The organism is Arthrobacter sp. ES3-54 (assembly GCF_029504395.1).
Taxonomy (GTDB): domain Bacteria; phylum Actinomycetota; class Actinomycetes; order Actinomycetales; family Micrococcaceae; genus Arthrobacter.
Map to the genome: position 1 here is coordinate 55,084 of NZ_JAQFIF010000002.1, position 14,956 is coordinate 70,039.

Below are 14,956 nucleotides of genomic sequence, written 5' to 3' on the forward strand. Positions count from 1 at the left end.
TCCGGTTCGGTAACTCTCGGATTGTGCATCCGGATGCGGGGCATCCGGAAGTTTGCGGCGGGATCCAACGGCAACAACCCGCCGCGGCTCCCGGGTATTTCCATTCCCGGCATTTATCTGTGTTGATTTTAGGGTCGGGGTTGATTCTAGGGGCGGGCTAGTCGTCGAGCATCTCCGGCGTCACATTGGCTTCCGTGCCCGGGATGCCGAGGTCCTGGGCCCGCTTGTCCGCCATGGCCAGGAGCCGGCGGATCCGGCCGGCGATTGCGTCCTTGGTCATAACGGGGTCGGCCAGGCGGCCAAGTTCGTCCAGGCTGGCCTGCTTATGCGCGACCCGGAGCTCGCCGGCGTACTTGAGGTGGTCCGGGACGTCGTCGCCCAGGATTTCCAGGGCACGGTCCACACGGGCACCGGCGGCGACTGCGGCCTGCGCGGAACGGCGCAGGTTGGCGTCGTCGAAGTTGGCGAGCCGGTTGGCCGTGGCGCGGACTTCCTTGCGCATGCGGCGTTCCTCCCAGACCATGAGCGCGTCGTGGGCGCCCATCCGGGTCAGCAGCGCGGCGATCGTGTCGCCGTCGCGGATCACCACGCGGTCCACTCCCCTGACCTCGCGGGCCTTGGCCTGGATACCGAGGCGGCGGGCGGCGCCGACGAGGGCCAGGGCCGATTCGGGGCCGGGGCAGGTGACTTCCATGGCCGAGGAGCGGCCGGGCTCGGTGAGCGAGCCGTGCGCCAGGAAAGCGCCGCGCCAGACGGCCTCGGCGTCCGCGGCGGAGCCGTTCACCACAACTGAGGGAAGGCCCCGCACGGGACGGCCGCGGGCGTCCAGGAGTCCGGTCTGGCGGGCCAGGGCCTCACCGTCGCGGACCACGCGCACCACATAGCGGCTGCCGCGGCGCAGGCCGCCGCCCGAGACGACGATGATCTCGCTCTGGTGGCCGTATACCTCGGCGATTGCCGCGCGCAGCCGCCGGGCGGTCGAGGCGAGGTCGACTTCAGCCTCGATCACAATCCGGCCCGAGATGATGTGCAGCCCGCCGGCGAAGCGGAGCATGGCCGATACCTCGGCCTTGCGGACCGAGGACTTCTTAATATCCAGACGGGAAAGTTCTTCCTTGACTGATGCTGTCAGTGCCATGGCACCTTTCCTAACTGTTCCCGAAAATATCGTGGTACGCCGTCGCCAGCCGCAACGGATCGTGGACCGGACGGCGACCAGACGCCCCCACTTTACCCAAGACCACCTCGGCACCGAGCATTCCTGCCGCCGCCTCGAAGTCGGGCAGGTCCTGGACCGACGCCGGGTCGGCCAGGATGACGTCGATTGTGAACTCCGGCGCGTACTCGCGCAGCACCCGGAGGTGGTCGGCGGCGGTCATGCCGGCGGTCTCTTTGGTGTCCGTGGCGAGGTTCATCGTCAGGCAGCGGCGGGCGGCTGTGTTGCAGAGGGCCTCACGCATTTCGGGCAGCAGCAGGTGTGGCAACACCGACGTGTACCAAGAACCCGGCCCGAGGATCACCCAGTCGGCGAGCTCGATCGCCGTCAGCGCCTCCGTGCACGCCGGAGCGTTCTCGGGCAGGAGCCGGACGTGCTCCAGGGACCCTGCCACCGCGCACTTGGCCTGGCCGCTGAGCGTCTGCAGTGCTGTGGTGCCGTCCGGGGCGGTAACCCGGATCTGGCCCTCGATGGTCAGCGGGACGCTGGACATCGGCAGAACCTCGCCGCGCGCGCCGAGCAGGGCGCCGGCCCATTTCAGGCCCGCAACGGTGTCGCCCAGGAGCTCCCAGAGCGTGACAATCAGGAGGTTGCCCATGGCGTGCTCATCGAGGGACCCGCCACGGCCCGCGCCGGGGGCGAAGCGGTGCTGCATGACGTCGCGCCACGTGCGGCCCCAGTCGGTGTCGTCGCACAGCGCGGACAAGGCCATGCGGAGATCGCCCGGCGGCAGGACGCCGTACTCTTCACGGAGCCGGCCGGAGGATCCGCCGTCGTCCGCGACCGTGACGATCGCGGTGAGCTCGGAGGTCAGTAGGCGCAGGGCAGACAGGGAGGCGGAGAGGCCGTGGCCGCCGCCGAGCGCGACGACGGAGGGGCCTTTGTCCTGCTGGCTGGCGAATGCCGCGCTGGCGGGCGGGACAAGGGGCAGCGGACCGGTCAGCAGCGCCATTACTCGCGGCCCAGGTCCCGGTGCGTCGTCGTTACGGTGACGCGCGGATATTGCGCCAGCCTCCGTGAGAGCTCCACGGCGACCGCCACGGAGCGGTGCTTGCCGCCGGTGCAGCCTACGGCGATGGTGGCGTAGTGCTTGTTCTCCCGCCGGTACCCGTCCAGGACCGGTTCCAGGGCCAGGACGTAGCGTTCCACGAAGTCGCTGACGCCCTGGGCCTCCAGCACGTAGTCGCTGACATCCTTGTCCAGCCCGGTGTGCGGGCGCAACTGCGGCACCCAGTGCGGGTTCGGGATGAAGCGGGCATCGGCCACGAAGTTGGCGTCCACCGGCAGCCCGTACTTGAAGCCAAAGCTCATGACATTCAGCCGCAGCGCCACCGGCCCGGTCTCGCTGAAAAGTTCCGTAATCGCGGTGGCGAGACCGTGGACGTTGAGGGAGGAGGTGTCCAGGACGATGTCGGCGGTGTCTTTTAGTTCACGGACAAGTTCGCGTTCGGCCGCGATGCCGTCGAGGATCCGGCCGCCGCCCTGAAGCGGGTGAGGCCTGCGGCCCTGCTCGAAGCGGCGCACCAGGACGTCGTCGCTGGCGTCGAGGAACAGCACACGGAAGGTCACACCGGTGGCTTCCAGGGCGCGGAGGGCCGCGCGCATGTCCACGAACAGTTCCTTGCTCCGGACGTCCATCACGACGGCCAGCTTGGACATCGAGTGCGGCGTCCGCGACACGAGTTCGGCGAGCGTGCCGAGCATCTGCGGCGGCAGGTTTTCCACGACGTACCAGCCATGGTCCTCAAGGGCGTCCGAGGCAGTGCTCCGGCCGGCTCCCGACATTCCGGTCACTACGAGCAGTTCCGCCTCGACGGGTTTAACGGGCGTCATGCCGTCCGCATCCGTCTCGGATCCTGCCGTCGACTCTGCCATCAGTGAAGCCCCATCTCTGCCTGTGCGATTTGCTGTTCCGATCAGGTTTGCGCCCATGGCCGCAGTGATGCCGCGGCCATGCCGTTACCCAAGTCTTTACCCTAGCTAAGTTTGGCGGCGCTAGCTAAGCGTCGAGAATTTCACCGGTGGTCATGTTGACGGCAGGAACCGTGGCGGCGGCCTCGCCGTCGTCGGCATTGAAGTGCCGGACGATTGCGGCGGCCAGGGACGGACCGATCCCCTTGGCACCGGTGAGTTCTTCCTGCGTGGCAGCCTTGATGCCCTTGACGGAGCCGAACTCGGCCAGGAGGGCCTTGCGTTTCGACTCCCCCAGCCCGGGCACACTGTCCAGTGCGGAGGCCGTCATGGCCTTGCCGCGCTTTTGCCGGTGGAAGGTGATGGCGAAGCGGTGGGCCTCGTCGCGGATCCGCTGCAGCAGATACAGGCCGGCGGAGGCGCGCGGCAGGATCACCGGAAAATCGCTCTCCGGCAGCCACACTTCTTCGAGCCGTTTGGCCAGGCCGACCACATACACGTCCTCGATGCCCAGCTCTGCCAGCGCCCGGGCGGCCGCATTGACCTGCGGTTTGCCGCCGTCGACGACGACGAGGTTGGGCGGGTAGGCGAACTTGCTCCGCGGCGCCGGCGTGGTGGAGTCGGCGATCGCCGCGGCGTTTGCCGCGTCCAGCGCAGCCTGGTGTGCCGGTTTGGCCGCGGCCGCCGCCTGCTCGTTTTTCTCGGATTTCTCTGCCTTCTCTTCGAGGTAGTGCCGGAACCGGCGGGTCAGCACGTCATGCATGGCCGCGGTGTCGTCGGTGGCGGCGGCTCCGGTGACGGCGAACTTCCGGTACTCGGACTTCTTCGGCAGGCCGTCCTCCACCACCACCATGGAGCCGACCACGTTGGTGCCCTGAACGTGTGAGATGTCGAAGCACTCGATCCGCAGCAGCGCCACGGGCAGCTCGAGGGCTTCCTGGATTTCCTGCAGGGCCTGGGAGCGCATGGTGAGGTCGCCGGCGCGCCGGGACTTATGGAGCTTGAGCGCGTGCTCGGCGTTCTCACGGACCGTGGACATGAGTGCCGCCTTGTCGCCGCGCTGGGGCACCCGGACGTCCACCCTGGCCCCGCGCAGGCCGCTGAGCCATTGCGCGAGCTCCGTGGCGTTGCTGGGTTCGGTGGGCACAAGGACTTCCCGGGGCAGCCTACCCTGGAGCCCGGCTTCCTCGCCGTAGACCTGCTGGAGCAGATGTTCGACCAGTTCCGGGGTGGTGGAGTCCTCGACTTTCTCTACCACCCAGCCACGCTGGCCGCGGATCCGGCCTCCGCGGACGTGGAAGACCTGGACGGCGGCCTCGAGCTCGTCTTCGTGCAGGGCGAAGACGTCGGCGTCCGTGCCCTCGGCGAGGACCACGGCGTTGCGTTCGAAGACTTTCTTCAGCGCCACGATGTCGTCCCGAAGCCGGGCCGCGCGTTCGTAGTCGAGCTCGGCAACTGCCGCGGCCATCTCCCGTTCCAGCCGGTTGACGAAGGGTTTGGCTTCGCCACCCATGAAGGTGCAGAAGTCCTCGGCGAGGGCGCGGTGGTCCTCGGCGGAGATCCGGCCGACGCAAGGCGCGGAACATTTGTCGATGTAGCCAAGCAGGCAGGGCCGGCCGCTGGCTTGGGCGCGCTTCAGCACCCCGGGGCTGCAGCTGCGCACCTGGAATACGCGCAGCAGGGTGTCCATGGTGTCCCGAATCGCGCCGGCAGTGTACGGGCCGAAATACCGGGTCCCCTTGCGCCGGTCCCCGCGGAGCACCTGGACGCGCGGGTACTTCTCCCCCATCGTGACGGCCAGGTAAGGGTAGGTCTTGTCGTCCCGGAACATCACGTTGAAGCGGGGCGTGAATTCCTTGATCCAGGTGTATTCCAGCTGCAGCGACTCGAGCTCGCTGCCCACCACAGTCCATTCGACGCTGCTGGCCGTGTGCACCATCGCGTAGGTTTTGGGCAGCAGCCCGGCGGGGTTGGCGAAGTACGTATTCAGCCGGGAACGGAGGTTCTTGGCCTTGCCGACGTAGATGACCCGCCCGTGCGGATCGCGGAAGCGGTACACGCCCGGATTGGTCGGAATTTCACCCGTCTGGGGTCGGTAACTCGCTGGATCTGCCACACATCAAGTCTACTGAGCCGCCGGAGGTGCCGTGGCACCCGCCCCTCGGAAAGCAGGGTGGCGTGCGCTATTCGGCCGACTTGCTCTGGTTGTAGCTCGTGGAGCGTTCCTGGCCGCTCAGGTCCGCGATTGCATCCATGATGCGATCCGTGACCTGGCGGCGGGCCGGCAGGGAGTGGTCCGGTCCGGTTTTCTCGAAATACAGCGGCTCGCCCACGTTCATGGTGAAGTGCTGCGGTTTGACGGACTTGCTGTCCGCGGGCTGCAGGTGTTCGGTGCCGATCAGGCCCACCGGGATCACCGGCGCGCCCGTGGTGAGGGCCAGCCAGCCGACGCCGGTGCGGCCGCGGTACAGGATGCCGTCGCGGGAGCGCGTACCCTCGGGATAAATGCCCACGCCCCTGCCGGAATCAAGGATGTCCAGCAGCGTCTTCAGTGCCTGCACGCTCGCCGCCTGCTCGCCGCGTTCCACCGGAATGGAACCCACGGCCTCGAAGAAGGACTTCATGGCCTTGCCCTTGACGCCGCCGGTGGTGAAGTATTCGGCCTTCGCGAAGAACGCCACGGGCCGCGGCATGAGGGCCTGGACGATCACGCTGTCCAGGAAGGAGAGATGGTTCGGTGCCACGATGAACGGCCCGTCCTTGGGCACGTTCTCCAGGCCGATGACCGTGGGACGGCACGTGGAGGATATGAGCCCGCGCGTGGTCCAGCGGATTGCGTCAAACATTGCCATCGGTGTGCACCTCGTTCAGGGCTGGGGTCCCCGGGCGTTCGGAGAGTCTGTTGATCGTCGCGTGAAGCGCCGTGGTGTTGTGCACGATCTCGATGGCACCAGCCGTGTGCAGTTCGCCGTCGGGCGCAAAACCCCAGCCTACGCCGATGCAGTCCAGTCCGTTCGCAGCGGCCCCGGCCACGTCCTGCGCCCGGTCCCCCACCATCACGGCAAGGCCGGCGGCCGCAGGATCCCCCGGAGCCAGGTCTGAGAGGGCGGCAGCGACGATTTCGGCTTTACCTTCGGGGACAGAGCCTTCGGGAACAGAGCCCGCTCCCGGGCCGGCCTCGTCGGCGCCGGAGCCCCGGATGCTGTGGAAGAGCCCGGCGATCCCGTGGTGAGCCAGGACGGTCCGGGCAAGGCCTTCCGGTTTCTGGGTGGCAACGGCAATGGGGCGGCCCGCGGCCACGAGGTCCTCAAGGAGGTCCCGGATGCCCGGGTACAGCCGGCTCTGCGCAATCCCGGTGGAAAGGTAGTACGCGCGATAGATGCGGATTGCGTCTGCCAGCAGTGCGGCCGGAACGCCGGCGATTTCCGTGAGGGAGTGGCTCAGCTTGGGCCCGATCATGGCGTCCATCCGGGACTGGTCCGGAACCGGCAGGCCAAGCTCGGTGAGGGCCGCGGCGATTCCGCCCGTAATCCCCCCTGCGGGATCGACAAGAGTGCCGTCGAGGTCAAAGATCACGGGCACTGTTGTATGCGTCACCGGCTTAGTTTCTCACGAGTGTGGAGATGCCAGAAATTCGCATACTCGTTCAGGAATACATCAGCCGGATTCGTCAGGGGAATACATTCCCGTGCGGGCGGGTCGCGCGCGGGCGAAAGCATGCCCTTTCCCGCCCGCACGGTCCCCGGCAGGTGTTCAGGCGAGAAGCTCGGCGAGGAACGCGGCCGTGTAGCTTTCGTTCGATTTGGCCACCTGCTCCGGCGTTCCGGACGCGATCACCCGGCCGCCGCCCGAGCCGCCGTCGGGGCCGAGGTCCACGATCCAGTCCGCGCTCTTGATGACATCGAGGTTGTGCTCGATCGTGATCACGGTGTTGCCCTTCTCCACGAGGCCCTGCAGCACCATGAGGAGCTTGCGGATGTCCTCGAAGTGCAGGCCTGTGGTGGGCTCGTCCAGGACGTAGACGCTGCGGCCGTTTGAGCGTTTCTGGAGTTCGGCCGCGAGCTTCACGCGCTGCGCCTCGCCGCCGGAGAGCGTGGTGGCGGGCTGGCCCAGCCGGACGTAGCCAAGGCCGACGTCGACGAGCGTGTTGAGGTGCCGCGCGATCGGTGAGAAGGCCGCGAAGAACTCGGCCCCTTCCTCGATGGGCATGTTCAGCACGTCCGCGATGGTCTTGCCCTTGTAGTGCACCTCCAGGGTTTCGCGGTTGTACCGGGCGCCGTGGCAGACCTCACAGGGGACGTAGACGTCCGGCAGGAAGTTCATCTCGATCTTCAGCGTGCCGTCGCCGGAGCAGGCCTCGCAGCGGCCGCCCTTGACGTTGAAGGAGAACCGGCCCGGCAGGTAGCCGCGGACCTTGGCCTCGGTGGTCTCGGCGAAGAGCTTCCGGATGTGGTCGAACACGCCGGTGTAAGTGGCCGGGTTCGAGCGCGGGGTGCGTCCAATGGGGCTCTGGTCGACGTGCACCACCTTGTCCAAGTGCTCGAGGCCCTGAACGGACTTGTGCCGGCCGGCCACCTGCTTGGCGCCGTTGAGCTTGTTGGCGAGCACTTTGTAGAGGATCTCGTTCACCAGGGTGGACTTGCCCGAGCCGCTGACGCCGGTGACGGCGGTGAAGAGGCCCAGCGGGAAGCTGGCATCGATGTTCAGGAGGTTGTTCTCCTTGGCCCCGACCACCTTGAGTTCGCGCTTCTTGTCGTACTTACGCCGCTTTTTGGGGATCTCGATTTTCTTCCGGCCCGAGAGGTAATCGCCGGTGAGTGAATCCGTATTTTCCAGCAGGGCCTGGTAAGAACCGGAATGGACCACCATGCCGCCGTGCTCGCCGGCGCCCGGTCCGATGTCCACTACCCAGTCGGCCTCCTGGATGGTGTCCTCGTCATGCTCCACCACGATCAGGGTGTTGCCGAGGTCCCGGAGCCTAGTAAGGGTTTCGATCAGGCGGCGGTTGTCCCGCTGGTGCAGGCCGATCGAGGGCTCGTCGAGGACGTAGAGCACGCCCACGAGGCCGGAGCCGATCTGGGTGGCCAGCCGGATGCGCTGGGCTTCGCCGCCGGACAGGGTGCCGGAGGGCCGTTCCAGGTTCAGGTATTCGAGTCCGACGTCGAGAAGGAAGGTCAGCCTGGCCTGGATTTCCTTGAGGACCTGGTGAGCGATCTGGGCTTCGCGGCCGGTGAGGACGAGGTTGTCGAGGAACTCTGCGCAGTCACGCATGGGCAGCGCGGCGACCTCGGCGATTGACTTGCCGTTGATCAGCACCGAGAGGGAGGCAGGGTTCAGCCGTGCGCCGTTGCAGGCCGGGCACGGGACCTGGCGCATGTACTCCTCGTAGCGGTCGCGTGCAGAGTCCGAATCCGTCTCGCCATGCTTGCGGTGGACGTACTGCACGACGCCCTCAAAGCCGGTGCTGTACTTGCGTTCCCGGCCGAAGCGGTTGCGGTACTGCACCACCACTTTGTGGTCCTTGCCGTGCAGGACCGTCTGCCGGACGTCGGCGTCGAGCTTCTCCCACGCCGTCGTCATGGAGAAGCCGAGCTCGTCTGCGAGGCCGGCCAGCAGCCGGTTCCAGTACTCCGTGGTGGCGGTGCCCAGAGACCACGGCGCGACGGCCCCCTCGGAGAGCGAGAGCTCCGGGTTGGGGATAAGGAGTTCCTCGTCGACTTCCAGCTTGGTGCCGATGCCGCTGCACGCGCTGCAGGCGCCGAAAGGGTTATTGAACGAGAAGGAGCGGGGCTCGATTTCGTCGATCGCCAGGGGGTGCTCGTTGGGGCAGGCGAGGTGTTCGGAGAACGCCCGGATCCGCTCCGGGTCGTCCGCTTCGAGGTCGACGAATTCGGCCAAAATACGGCCCTCCGCCAGTCCGAGGGCGGTTTCGACGGAGTCGGTCAGGCGCTGGCTGATGCCTTCCTTGACCACCAGGCGGTCCACCACCACTTCGATGGTGTGCTTGAACTGCTTGCCCAGCTTCGGCGGATCGCTCAGGTGGACCAGCTCGCCGTCCACACGGGCCCGCGAGTAGCCCTTGGCGGTGAGTTCCTTGAAGAGGTCGACGAATTCGCCCTTGCGGCCGCGGACCACGGGTGCCAGCACCTGGAAGCGCGTGCCGTCCGGGAGCTCGAGCAACTGGTCCACGATCTGCTGCGGAGTCTGCTTGGCCACGAGCTCCCCGCAGACAGGGCAATACGGCCGGCCCACGCGGGCCCAGAGCAGGCGCATGTAGTCGTAGATCTCGGTGATGGTGCCCACAGTGGAGCGCGGGTTCTTGCTCGTGGACTTCTGGTCGATGGAGACCGCTGGCGAAAGGCCCTCGATGAAGTCGACGTCGGGCTTGTCCACCTGGCCCAAGAACTGCCGGGCATAGGCGGAGAGCGACTCGACGTAGCGTCGCTGGCCCTCAGCGAAGATGGTGTCGAACGCGAGGGAGGACTTACCGGAGCCGGACAGGCCGGTGAACACGATCATGGCATCGCGGGGCAGGTCCAGGTCCACGTTGCGCAGGTTGTGCTCGCGGGCGCCCTTGACTACCAGGCGCGTCATGTCCGGACGCTTCAAAACGGGGCGGGACGGCGCGGCATCCCGGGCTGCCAGCGGCTCGACGGTGGAATGGACTTCAACGGCTGGATCTTCAGCTACAGCTTTAGGCACGAATCTAATGCTAATCGAAAACTTCTTCGAAAAACTATTCTGCGCGCCAGGGGCAGCGCCGGATGTGCTACTGGCGGTCGTAAGCGGCGGCCAGCAACTGCACAGCCTCGGCGAAACTCGCGCCCTGGGCTTTGGCAGCCGCGGCGAACTCGGCGGCGGCGGCGGACAGCGAGCTCCAGGCGGCATCGCGGGCACATACAACGGTGCCGTTCCGGCCCCGCGTCACCACGACGCCGGCGGCCTCGAGTTCCTTGTAGGCCCGCGCCACGGTGTGGGGTGCCACGCCCAGTTCGCCGGCGAGGCTCCGCACCGCCGGAAGCTTGGTGCCCGGTGCGAGGGTGCCGTTGTCGGCGCGTTCAATGACGTACAGCCGGAGCTGTTCGAAGAGGGGCACGGAGCTGGCCGGATTGGTCCGCCAGGCACCGGGGAAACGCTCCCCCGCGGTATCCGTGGGACTCACTGTTCCGCCTCCTGGACGGCCGGGACCTGTTCGCGACCGGCGAACTGCGCCTCGTACGAATCCTTGTAGAGCCCGCGCCTGGCCATCAGCTGCTGATGGGTCCCGTGTTCAACGATTCGTCCATGGTCCATGACGAGAATTAGATCAGCGTCCCGCACCGTGGACAAACGGTGCGCGATCACGAAGCTCGTGTGACCTTCCCGCAGCCGCTCCATCGCATGCCGGATCTGCACCTCGGTACGGCTGTCAACGGAACTCGTCGCCTCGTCGAGCACCAGGATGCTGCGCCCGGCGATCTGCGCCCGCGCGATCGAGACCAGCTGCCGCTGGCCCCGGCTTAGCGAGTCGCCGTCGTTGCCGAGCATCGTGGCGTAGCCCGCCGGAAGGGACCTGACGAACTGGTCCACGTGGCTGGCGCGCGCCGCCGACACGATGTCGGCGTCGGTGGCACCGGGCCGGCCGTATTCGATGTTCTCCCGGATGCTGCCGGTAAACAGCCAGGCATCCTGCAGGACGGTGCCGAAGGCGCTGCGGAGCTCGTCCCGCGGGACGGTGGCGATGTCGGTCGAGTCCACCAGGATCCGCCCGGAGTCGAGTTCGTAGAAGCGCATCAGGAGGTTTACCACGGTGGTTTTGCCGGCTCCGGTGTGTCCAACGATTGCCACAGTCTGTCCCGGCTCCACTGTGAAGGAGAGGTCCTTCACCACGGGGGTGCCGGGGCTGTAACTGAAGCTGACGTGCTCGAACGTGACCCGGCCGGCCACCGCGCCCCAATTCGTTGGGACCTGGGACGTGCCCGGGGCACGGGATTTGCGCCCATTGGAGGACTTGCGCGGGACGTGAAGTTTTCGCGGGGAGGCGGCGCGATGAAGCTTGCCGGCGCCGTTGGCCGCAACGGCCGGCACTGCACTGTCCGGCGGGATCTCCGGAGCATCAAGCAGCTCAAACACGCGCTCGGCCGAGGCCAGACAGGATTGCATGAGGTTCAGCATTCCGCCGATCTGGCCCACAGGCTGGCTGAAGAGGCGGGAGAACTGGACGAAAGCCTGGATACCGCCGATGGTCATCGCCCCCGCGGTCACTTGGAGCGCCCCCACAACGGCCACCGCAATGTAGTTGAGGTTGGCAACAAACGTCAACAGTGGCTGCACGATGCCGGACAAGTATTGGGCGCGGGTGCTCGATCGCGTGAGCTTGTCATTGCACTCCCGGAAGCTCACCGCCGAGGCCTCCTGCCGGCCGAACGCCTTAACCACTTCGTGCCCGGTGAAGAACTCTTCGAGCTGGGCGTTCAGCGCCCCCGTGCTGCTCCACTGCTCCTTGAAGTGGGCCTGGGAGTGCCGGGCCACAAGCACGGTGATGGCCGTGGACACCGGTACCGACAGGACCGCGATCAGTGCCAGCAGGGGCGAGAGCCACAGCATCATGGCGAGTGCGGCGGAGAGCATGAGGATGGACATGATCAGCTGGTTCAGCAGCTGGTTGAGCGCCTGGGAGATATTGTCGACGTCGTTCGTGGCCCGGCTGAGCACGTCGCCGCGGCGCTGCTCCTCGAAATGGCTGGACGGCAGCAGGTGGAGTTTTTGTTCCACAGAGCCGCGGAGTCCGTAGCTGAGACGCTGCACCGCCGTGGCGGTCAGGCTGCCTTGGATCCAGCTGAACAGCGACGCCCCAACATACATGGCAGAGACCGCCAGGAGCCGCTCGGCCAAAGCTTGCTCGTCGAGGGAGCCGCCCAGGAAGCCCGCGACGACGACGTCGGTGGCGTCGCCCAGGACCTTCGGGGCCGCCACGTTGAGTGTCACGAACGCACAGGTGGCGGCGATAACACCGGCCATCCGCCATCTCAGCGGCAGGAGCAGGCGCAGCAACCGGGCGGCGGTCTGCCACTTGATGCGTTCCGGGACGGCCGCCCCCGCAGTAGTCCCGGCGCGGTGTGCCCCCCCGCGGCTCACGGGGTTTCCTCCAGGACCAGCTGGGAATCGGCAATTTCCTGGTAGCTGGGCGAAGACTCCATCAGTTCGCTGTGCGTCCCCTGCGCGACGACGCGGCCGTCCTCCAGAACGAGGATCAGCCCGGCGTCCACGATTGTTGACACCCGTTCGGCCACGATCAGCACGGTCGCCGAGCGCAACAGGGGCTCGATGGCCGCGCGGAGCCTGACGTCGGTCCCGTAGTCCAGGGCCGAGAAGCTGTCGTCGAACAGGTAGACGGGGGCCTTCTTCAGCAGTGCCCGCGCGATGCACAGGCGTTGCCGTTCGCCGCCGGAGAAGTTGGTGCCGCCCTGGCTCACGGGCGCTTCGAGTCCTAATGGCAGGGCGCGGACAAAATCGGCGGCCTGGGCGGCCTCGAGCGCCTGCCACAATTCGGGCTCGTCCGCGGCGGGCGAGCCGAGCCGGAGGTTATCCGCGACCGTGCCCGTGAAGAGATAGGACTGCTGCGGGACCATGGCGATCAGGTCCCGCAGGACCTCCAGCGGCATGGCCCGCACGTTGCGCCCGCCGATGCTGATCCCGCCGGTGGTCGCGTCGAGGAAACGGGGAAGCAGGTTCAGGAGCGTCGTCTTGCCGCTGCCGGTCGCGCCGATGATCGCCGTCGTGGTCCCGGTCCTGGCGGTGAACGAGACGCCGTCCAGCACGGGCGCTTCGGCGCCGGGATAGGCGAAGGACACGTTCCGGAAACCGACAGTGCTGCCGGAGTGTGCTGTCTTGCCGGCAGGGGCGCTGCCGGCGGGGGTGGCCGGATCCGCGATGGCCGGTTCCGTGTCCAGCACCTCGCGGATCCGTTCGGCGCACGCCGCCGCCCGGGGGGCTGTCATGAAGACGTACATCGCCATCATGATGGCAATCAGGATCTGCAAGATGTAGGCGATGAACGCCGTCAGCGCCCCCAGCCGCATTTCGCCGGCGTCGATCCGGTGGCCGCCAAACCACACCACGAACACGGAAGACAGGTTGACCACGAACATGATCATCGGCATCATGGCGGCGACCAGGAGGGCGGATTTCAGGTTGTTCCGGGTAAGGTCCTTGTTGGCTTCATCGAAGCGGCGGATTTCGTGGTCCTGCCGGACGAAGCCGCGGATGACGTTGGCGCCGATGATCTGCTCACGCAGCACCCGGCCGATCCGGTCAAGGAGCCCCTGGCCCTGCCGGTACAGGGGAATCAGGCGGCGCACGATTACTGTCATGATCACCGTGAGGACCGGGATCACCACCACCACGATCCAGGACAGCACAACGTCCTGGTGCACGGCCAGCACGATACCGCCGATGAAGATCGCTGGCGCAGCAATCAGCATGATGAAAACCAAGATGGCGAGGTTTTGGATCTGGGCGACGTCGTTGGTGGCCCGGGTGACGAGGCTGGGCGCACCGAAAGCGCTGACCTCTTGGGAGGAGAAGGACTGCACCTTCGCGAAAAGTTCCTGCCGCAGCTGGCCGCCGATCTCCATGGCGACGACGGCGCCCAAATATCCGGCCGCGATGGCCGTGATCACCTGAACGGCGGCGATTCCGGCCATCCAGCCGCCGAGATGGAGGATTTCGCCTTTGTCCCCGCCGATGATGCCGTCGTCGATGATCGCGGCGTTCAGGGTGGGCAGGAGGAGGTTGGCAGTGGCTTGGACGAGCTGCAGCACAGCGATGGCCAGCACGCTTCCCTTGTGCGCGGACAGCAGCCGCGACATCAGGCCTATAAGCACCGAACCTCCATAACTAGTCCAGGGCCCGGAATGGAATCAGCCTAACGGCTGCCCCCATACCGCCACGTCATTGTAAGCCCCATTCCGGAGTGCTTCGTGTCATCCGGCAGACACGCCGCTCACCCGGTTTTTTGCGCCACCGCGAACGTGCGCCGGAACGGGAAGACGGTCCCGTGCCGGCCCGCGGGATACGCCTCGTCCAGCTGCGCCGAATATTCGGCTTCGAACTCCCTGGCCTCGTCCTCGGGGAGGGCCGCGAGGACCGGCCGGAGTCCAGTGCCACGGACCCATTCCAAAACGGGGTGGGCGCCAGGGAGCAGCTGAAGGTAAGTTGTCTCCCAAGCGTCGGCGGCGCAACCGGCGTCGAGCATGATCTCCAGGTATTCCGCCGCCTCCCCCACCACGTCTTCGTGGCGCAGAACCCCGGCGAGCCGCCCCGCCCAGGCCGGGGACTCGGCCAGTTCCCGCATCAGGGTGTGGGACGGGGCGTTGAAGTTCCCCGGCACCTGGAGCGCGAACCAGGCGCCCGGCTTGAGGGCATCGAGCCATGCGGGCAACATCTTCCGGTGGCCGGGCACCCACTGCAAGGCGGCGTTGGTGACCACCACGTCCGTGTCTCCGGACGGCAGCCAGTGCGCGATGTCGGCCAGTTCGTAGGAGAGGTTGGCCGCCGCGGCGGCGTAATCCTTCGAGGTGGCAAGCATTTCCGGCGAAGAGTCCAGGCCCACCACCTGGGCGCCCGGCCACCGGTCCGCGAGCGTCGCGGTCAGGTTGCCGGGACCGCAGCCGAGGTCCACGACGTGCCGCGGGGCTTCGGCATGAATCCGCCCCGTCAGGTCAAAAAATGGCCTGTCACGGTAATCCCCGAACTGCACATATTTCTCGGGATCCCACTTCATTGCGCCTCCAGTTCCGGGCAAAGTCGTCCTCCCTGAAGCCTAGCCCCGCCCCGTAGGCCAGCCAA

General features: G+C 66.9%; 11 protein-coding genes. All 11 read right to left on the bottom strand.

Annotated features, from left to right (window positions below; all coding sequences use genetic code 11):
* Nucleotides 1-157: 157 nt before the first annotated feature.
* The gene (whiA, locus tag M2428_RS03360) at nucleotides 158-1,138 is read right to left on the bottom strand and encodes a DNA-binding protein WhiA (protein ID WP_090577741.1); all 981 of its coding nucleotides are present in this window, start codon (nucleotides 1,136-1,138) and stop codon (nucleotides 158-160) included.
* 10 nt (nucleotides 1,139-1,148) lie between these two features.
* A complete protein-coding gene (gene yvcK, locus M2428_RS03365) occupies nucleotides 1,149-2,168 on the bottom strand; it encodes a uridine diphosphate-N-acetylglucosamine-binding protein YvcK (protein WP_277523736.1) in 1,020 nt (339 codons plus the stop codon).
* The gene (rapZ, locus tag M2428_RS03370; protein WP_090577737.1) at nucleotides 2,168-3,091 is read right to left on the bottom strand and encodes an RNase adapter RapZ; all 924 of its coding nucleotides are present in this window, start codon (nucleotides 3,089-3,091) and stop codon (nucleotides 2,168-2,170) included. Before rapZ ends, yvcK begins: the two co-directional genes overlap by 1 nt.
* Nucleotides 3,092-3,215: 124 nt before the next feature.
* On the bottom strand, nucleotides 3,216-5,243 hold the full coding sequence (uvrC, locus tag M2428_RS03375) for an excinuclease ABC subunit UvrC (RefSeq protein WP_277523739.1): 2,028 nt from the start codon (nucleotides 5,241-5,243) through the stop codon (nucleotides 3,216-3,218).
* Between the two features lie 67 nt (nucleotides 5,244-5,310).
* Nucleotides 5,311-5,979, bottom strand: coding sequence for a lysophospholipid acyltransferase family protein (locus tag M2428_RS03380; protein WP_277523740.1), 669 nt, complete (start codon nucleotides 5,977-5,979; stop codon nucleotides 5,311-5,313).
* Nucleotides 5,966-6,724 carry an HAD hydrolase-like protein gene (locus M2428_RS03385; protein WP_277523741.1) on the bottom strand — a complete coding sequence of 253 codons (759 nt, stop codon included), beginning with the start codon at nucleotides 6,722-6,724 and terminating at the stop codon, nucleotides 5,966-5,968. The genes M2428_RS03380 and M2428_RS03385 overlap by 14 nt, the downstream gene beginning before the upstream one ends.
* A gap of 156 nt (nucleotides 6,725-6,880) precedes the next feature.
* Nucleotides 6,881-9,829 carry an excinuclease ABC subunit UvrA gene (uvrA, locus tag M2428_RS03390; RefSeq protein WP_277523742.1) on the bottom strand — a complete coding sequence of 983 codons (2,949 nt, stop codon included), beginning with the start codon at nucleotides 9,827-9,829 and terminating at the stop codon, nucleotides 6,881-6,883.
* Between the two features lie 67 nt (nucleotides 9,830-9,896).
* The gene (locus M2428_RS03395; protein ID WP_277523744.1) at nucleotides 9,897-10,289 is read right to left on the bottom strand and encodes a GntR family transcriptional regulator; all 393 of its coding nucleotides are present in this window, start codon (nucleotides 10,287-10,289) and stop codon (nucleotides 9,897-9,899) included.
* The gene (locus M2428_RS03400; protein WP_346780717.1) at nucleotides 10,286-12,127 is read right to left on the bottom strand and encodes an ABC transporter ATP-binding protein; all 1,842 of its coding nucleotides are present in this window, start codon (nucleotides 12,125-12,127) and stop codon (nucleotides 10,286-10,288) included. Before M2428_RS03400 ends, M2428_RS03395 begins: the two co-directional genes overlap by 4 nt.
* Nucleotides 12,128-12,240: 113 nt before the next feature.
* Nucleotides 12,241-13,977: an ABC transporter ATP-binding protein gene (locus tag M2428_RS03405; RefSeq protein ID WP_277524519.1), complete on the bottom strand. Its 1,737-nt coding sequence runs from the start codon at nucleotides 13,975-13,977 to the stop codon at nucleotides 12,241-12,243.
* Between the two features lie 134 nt (nucleotides 13,978-14,111).
* Nucleotides 14,112-14,891: a trans-aconitate 2-methyltransferase gene (locus tag M2428_RS03410; protein ID WP_277523747.1), complete on the bottom strand. Its 780-nt coding sequence runs from the start codon at nucleotides 14,889-14,891 to the stop codon at nucleotides 14,112-14,114.
* Between the last annotated feature and the right edge of the window lie 65 nt (nucleotides 14,892-14,956).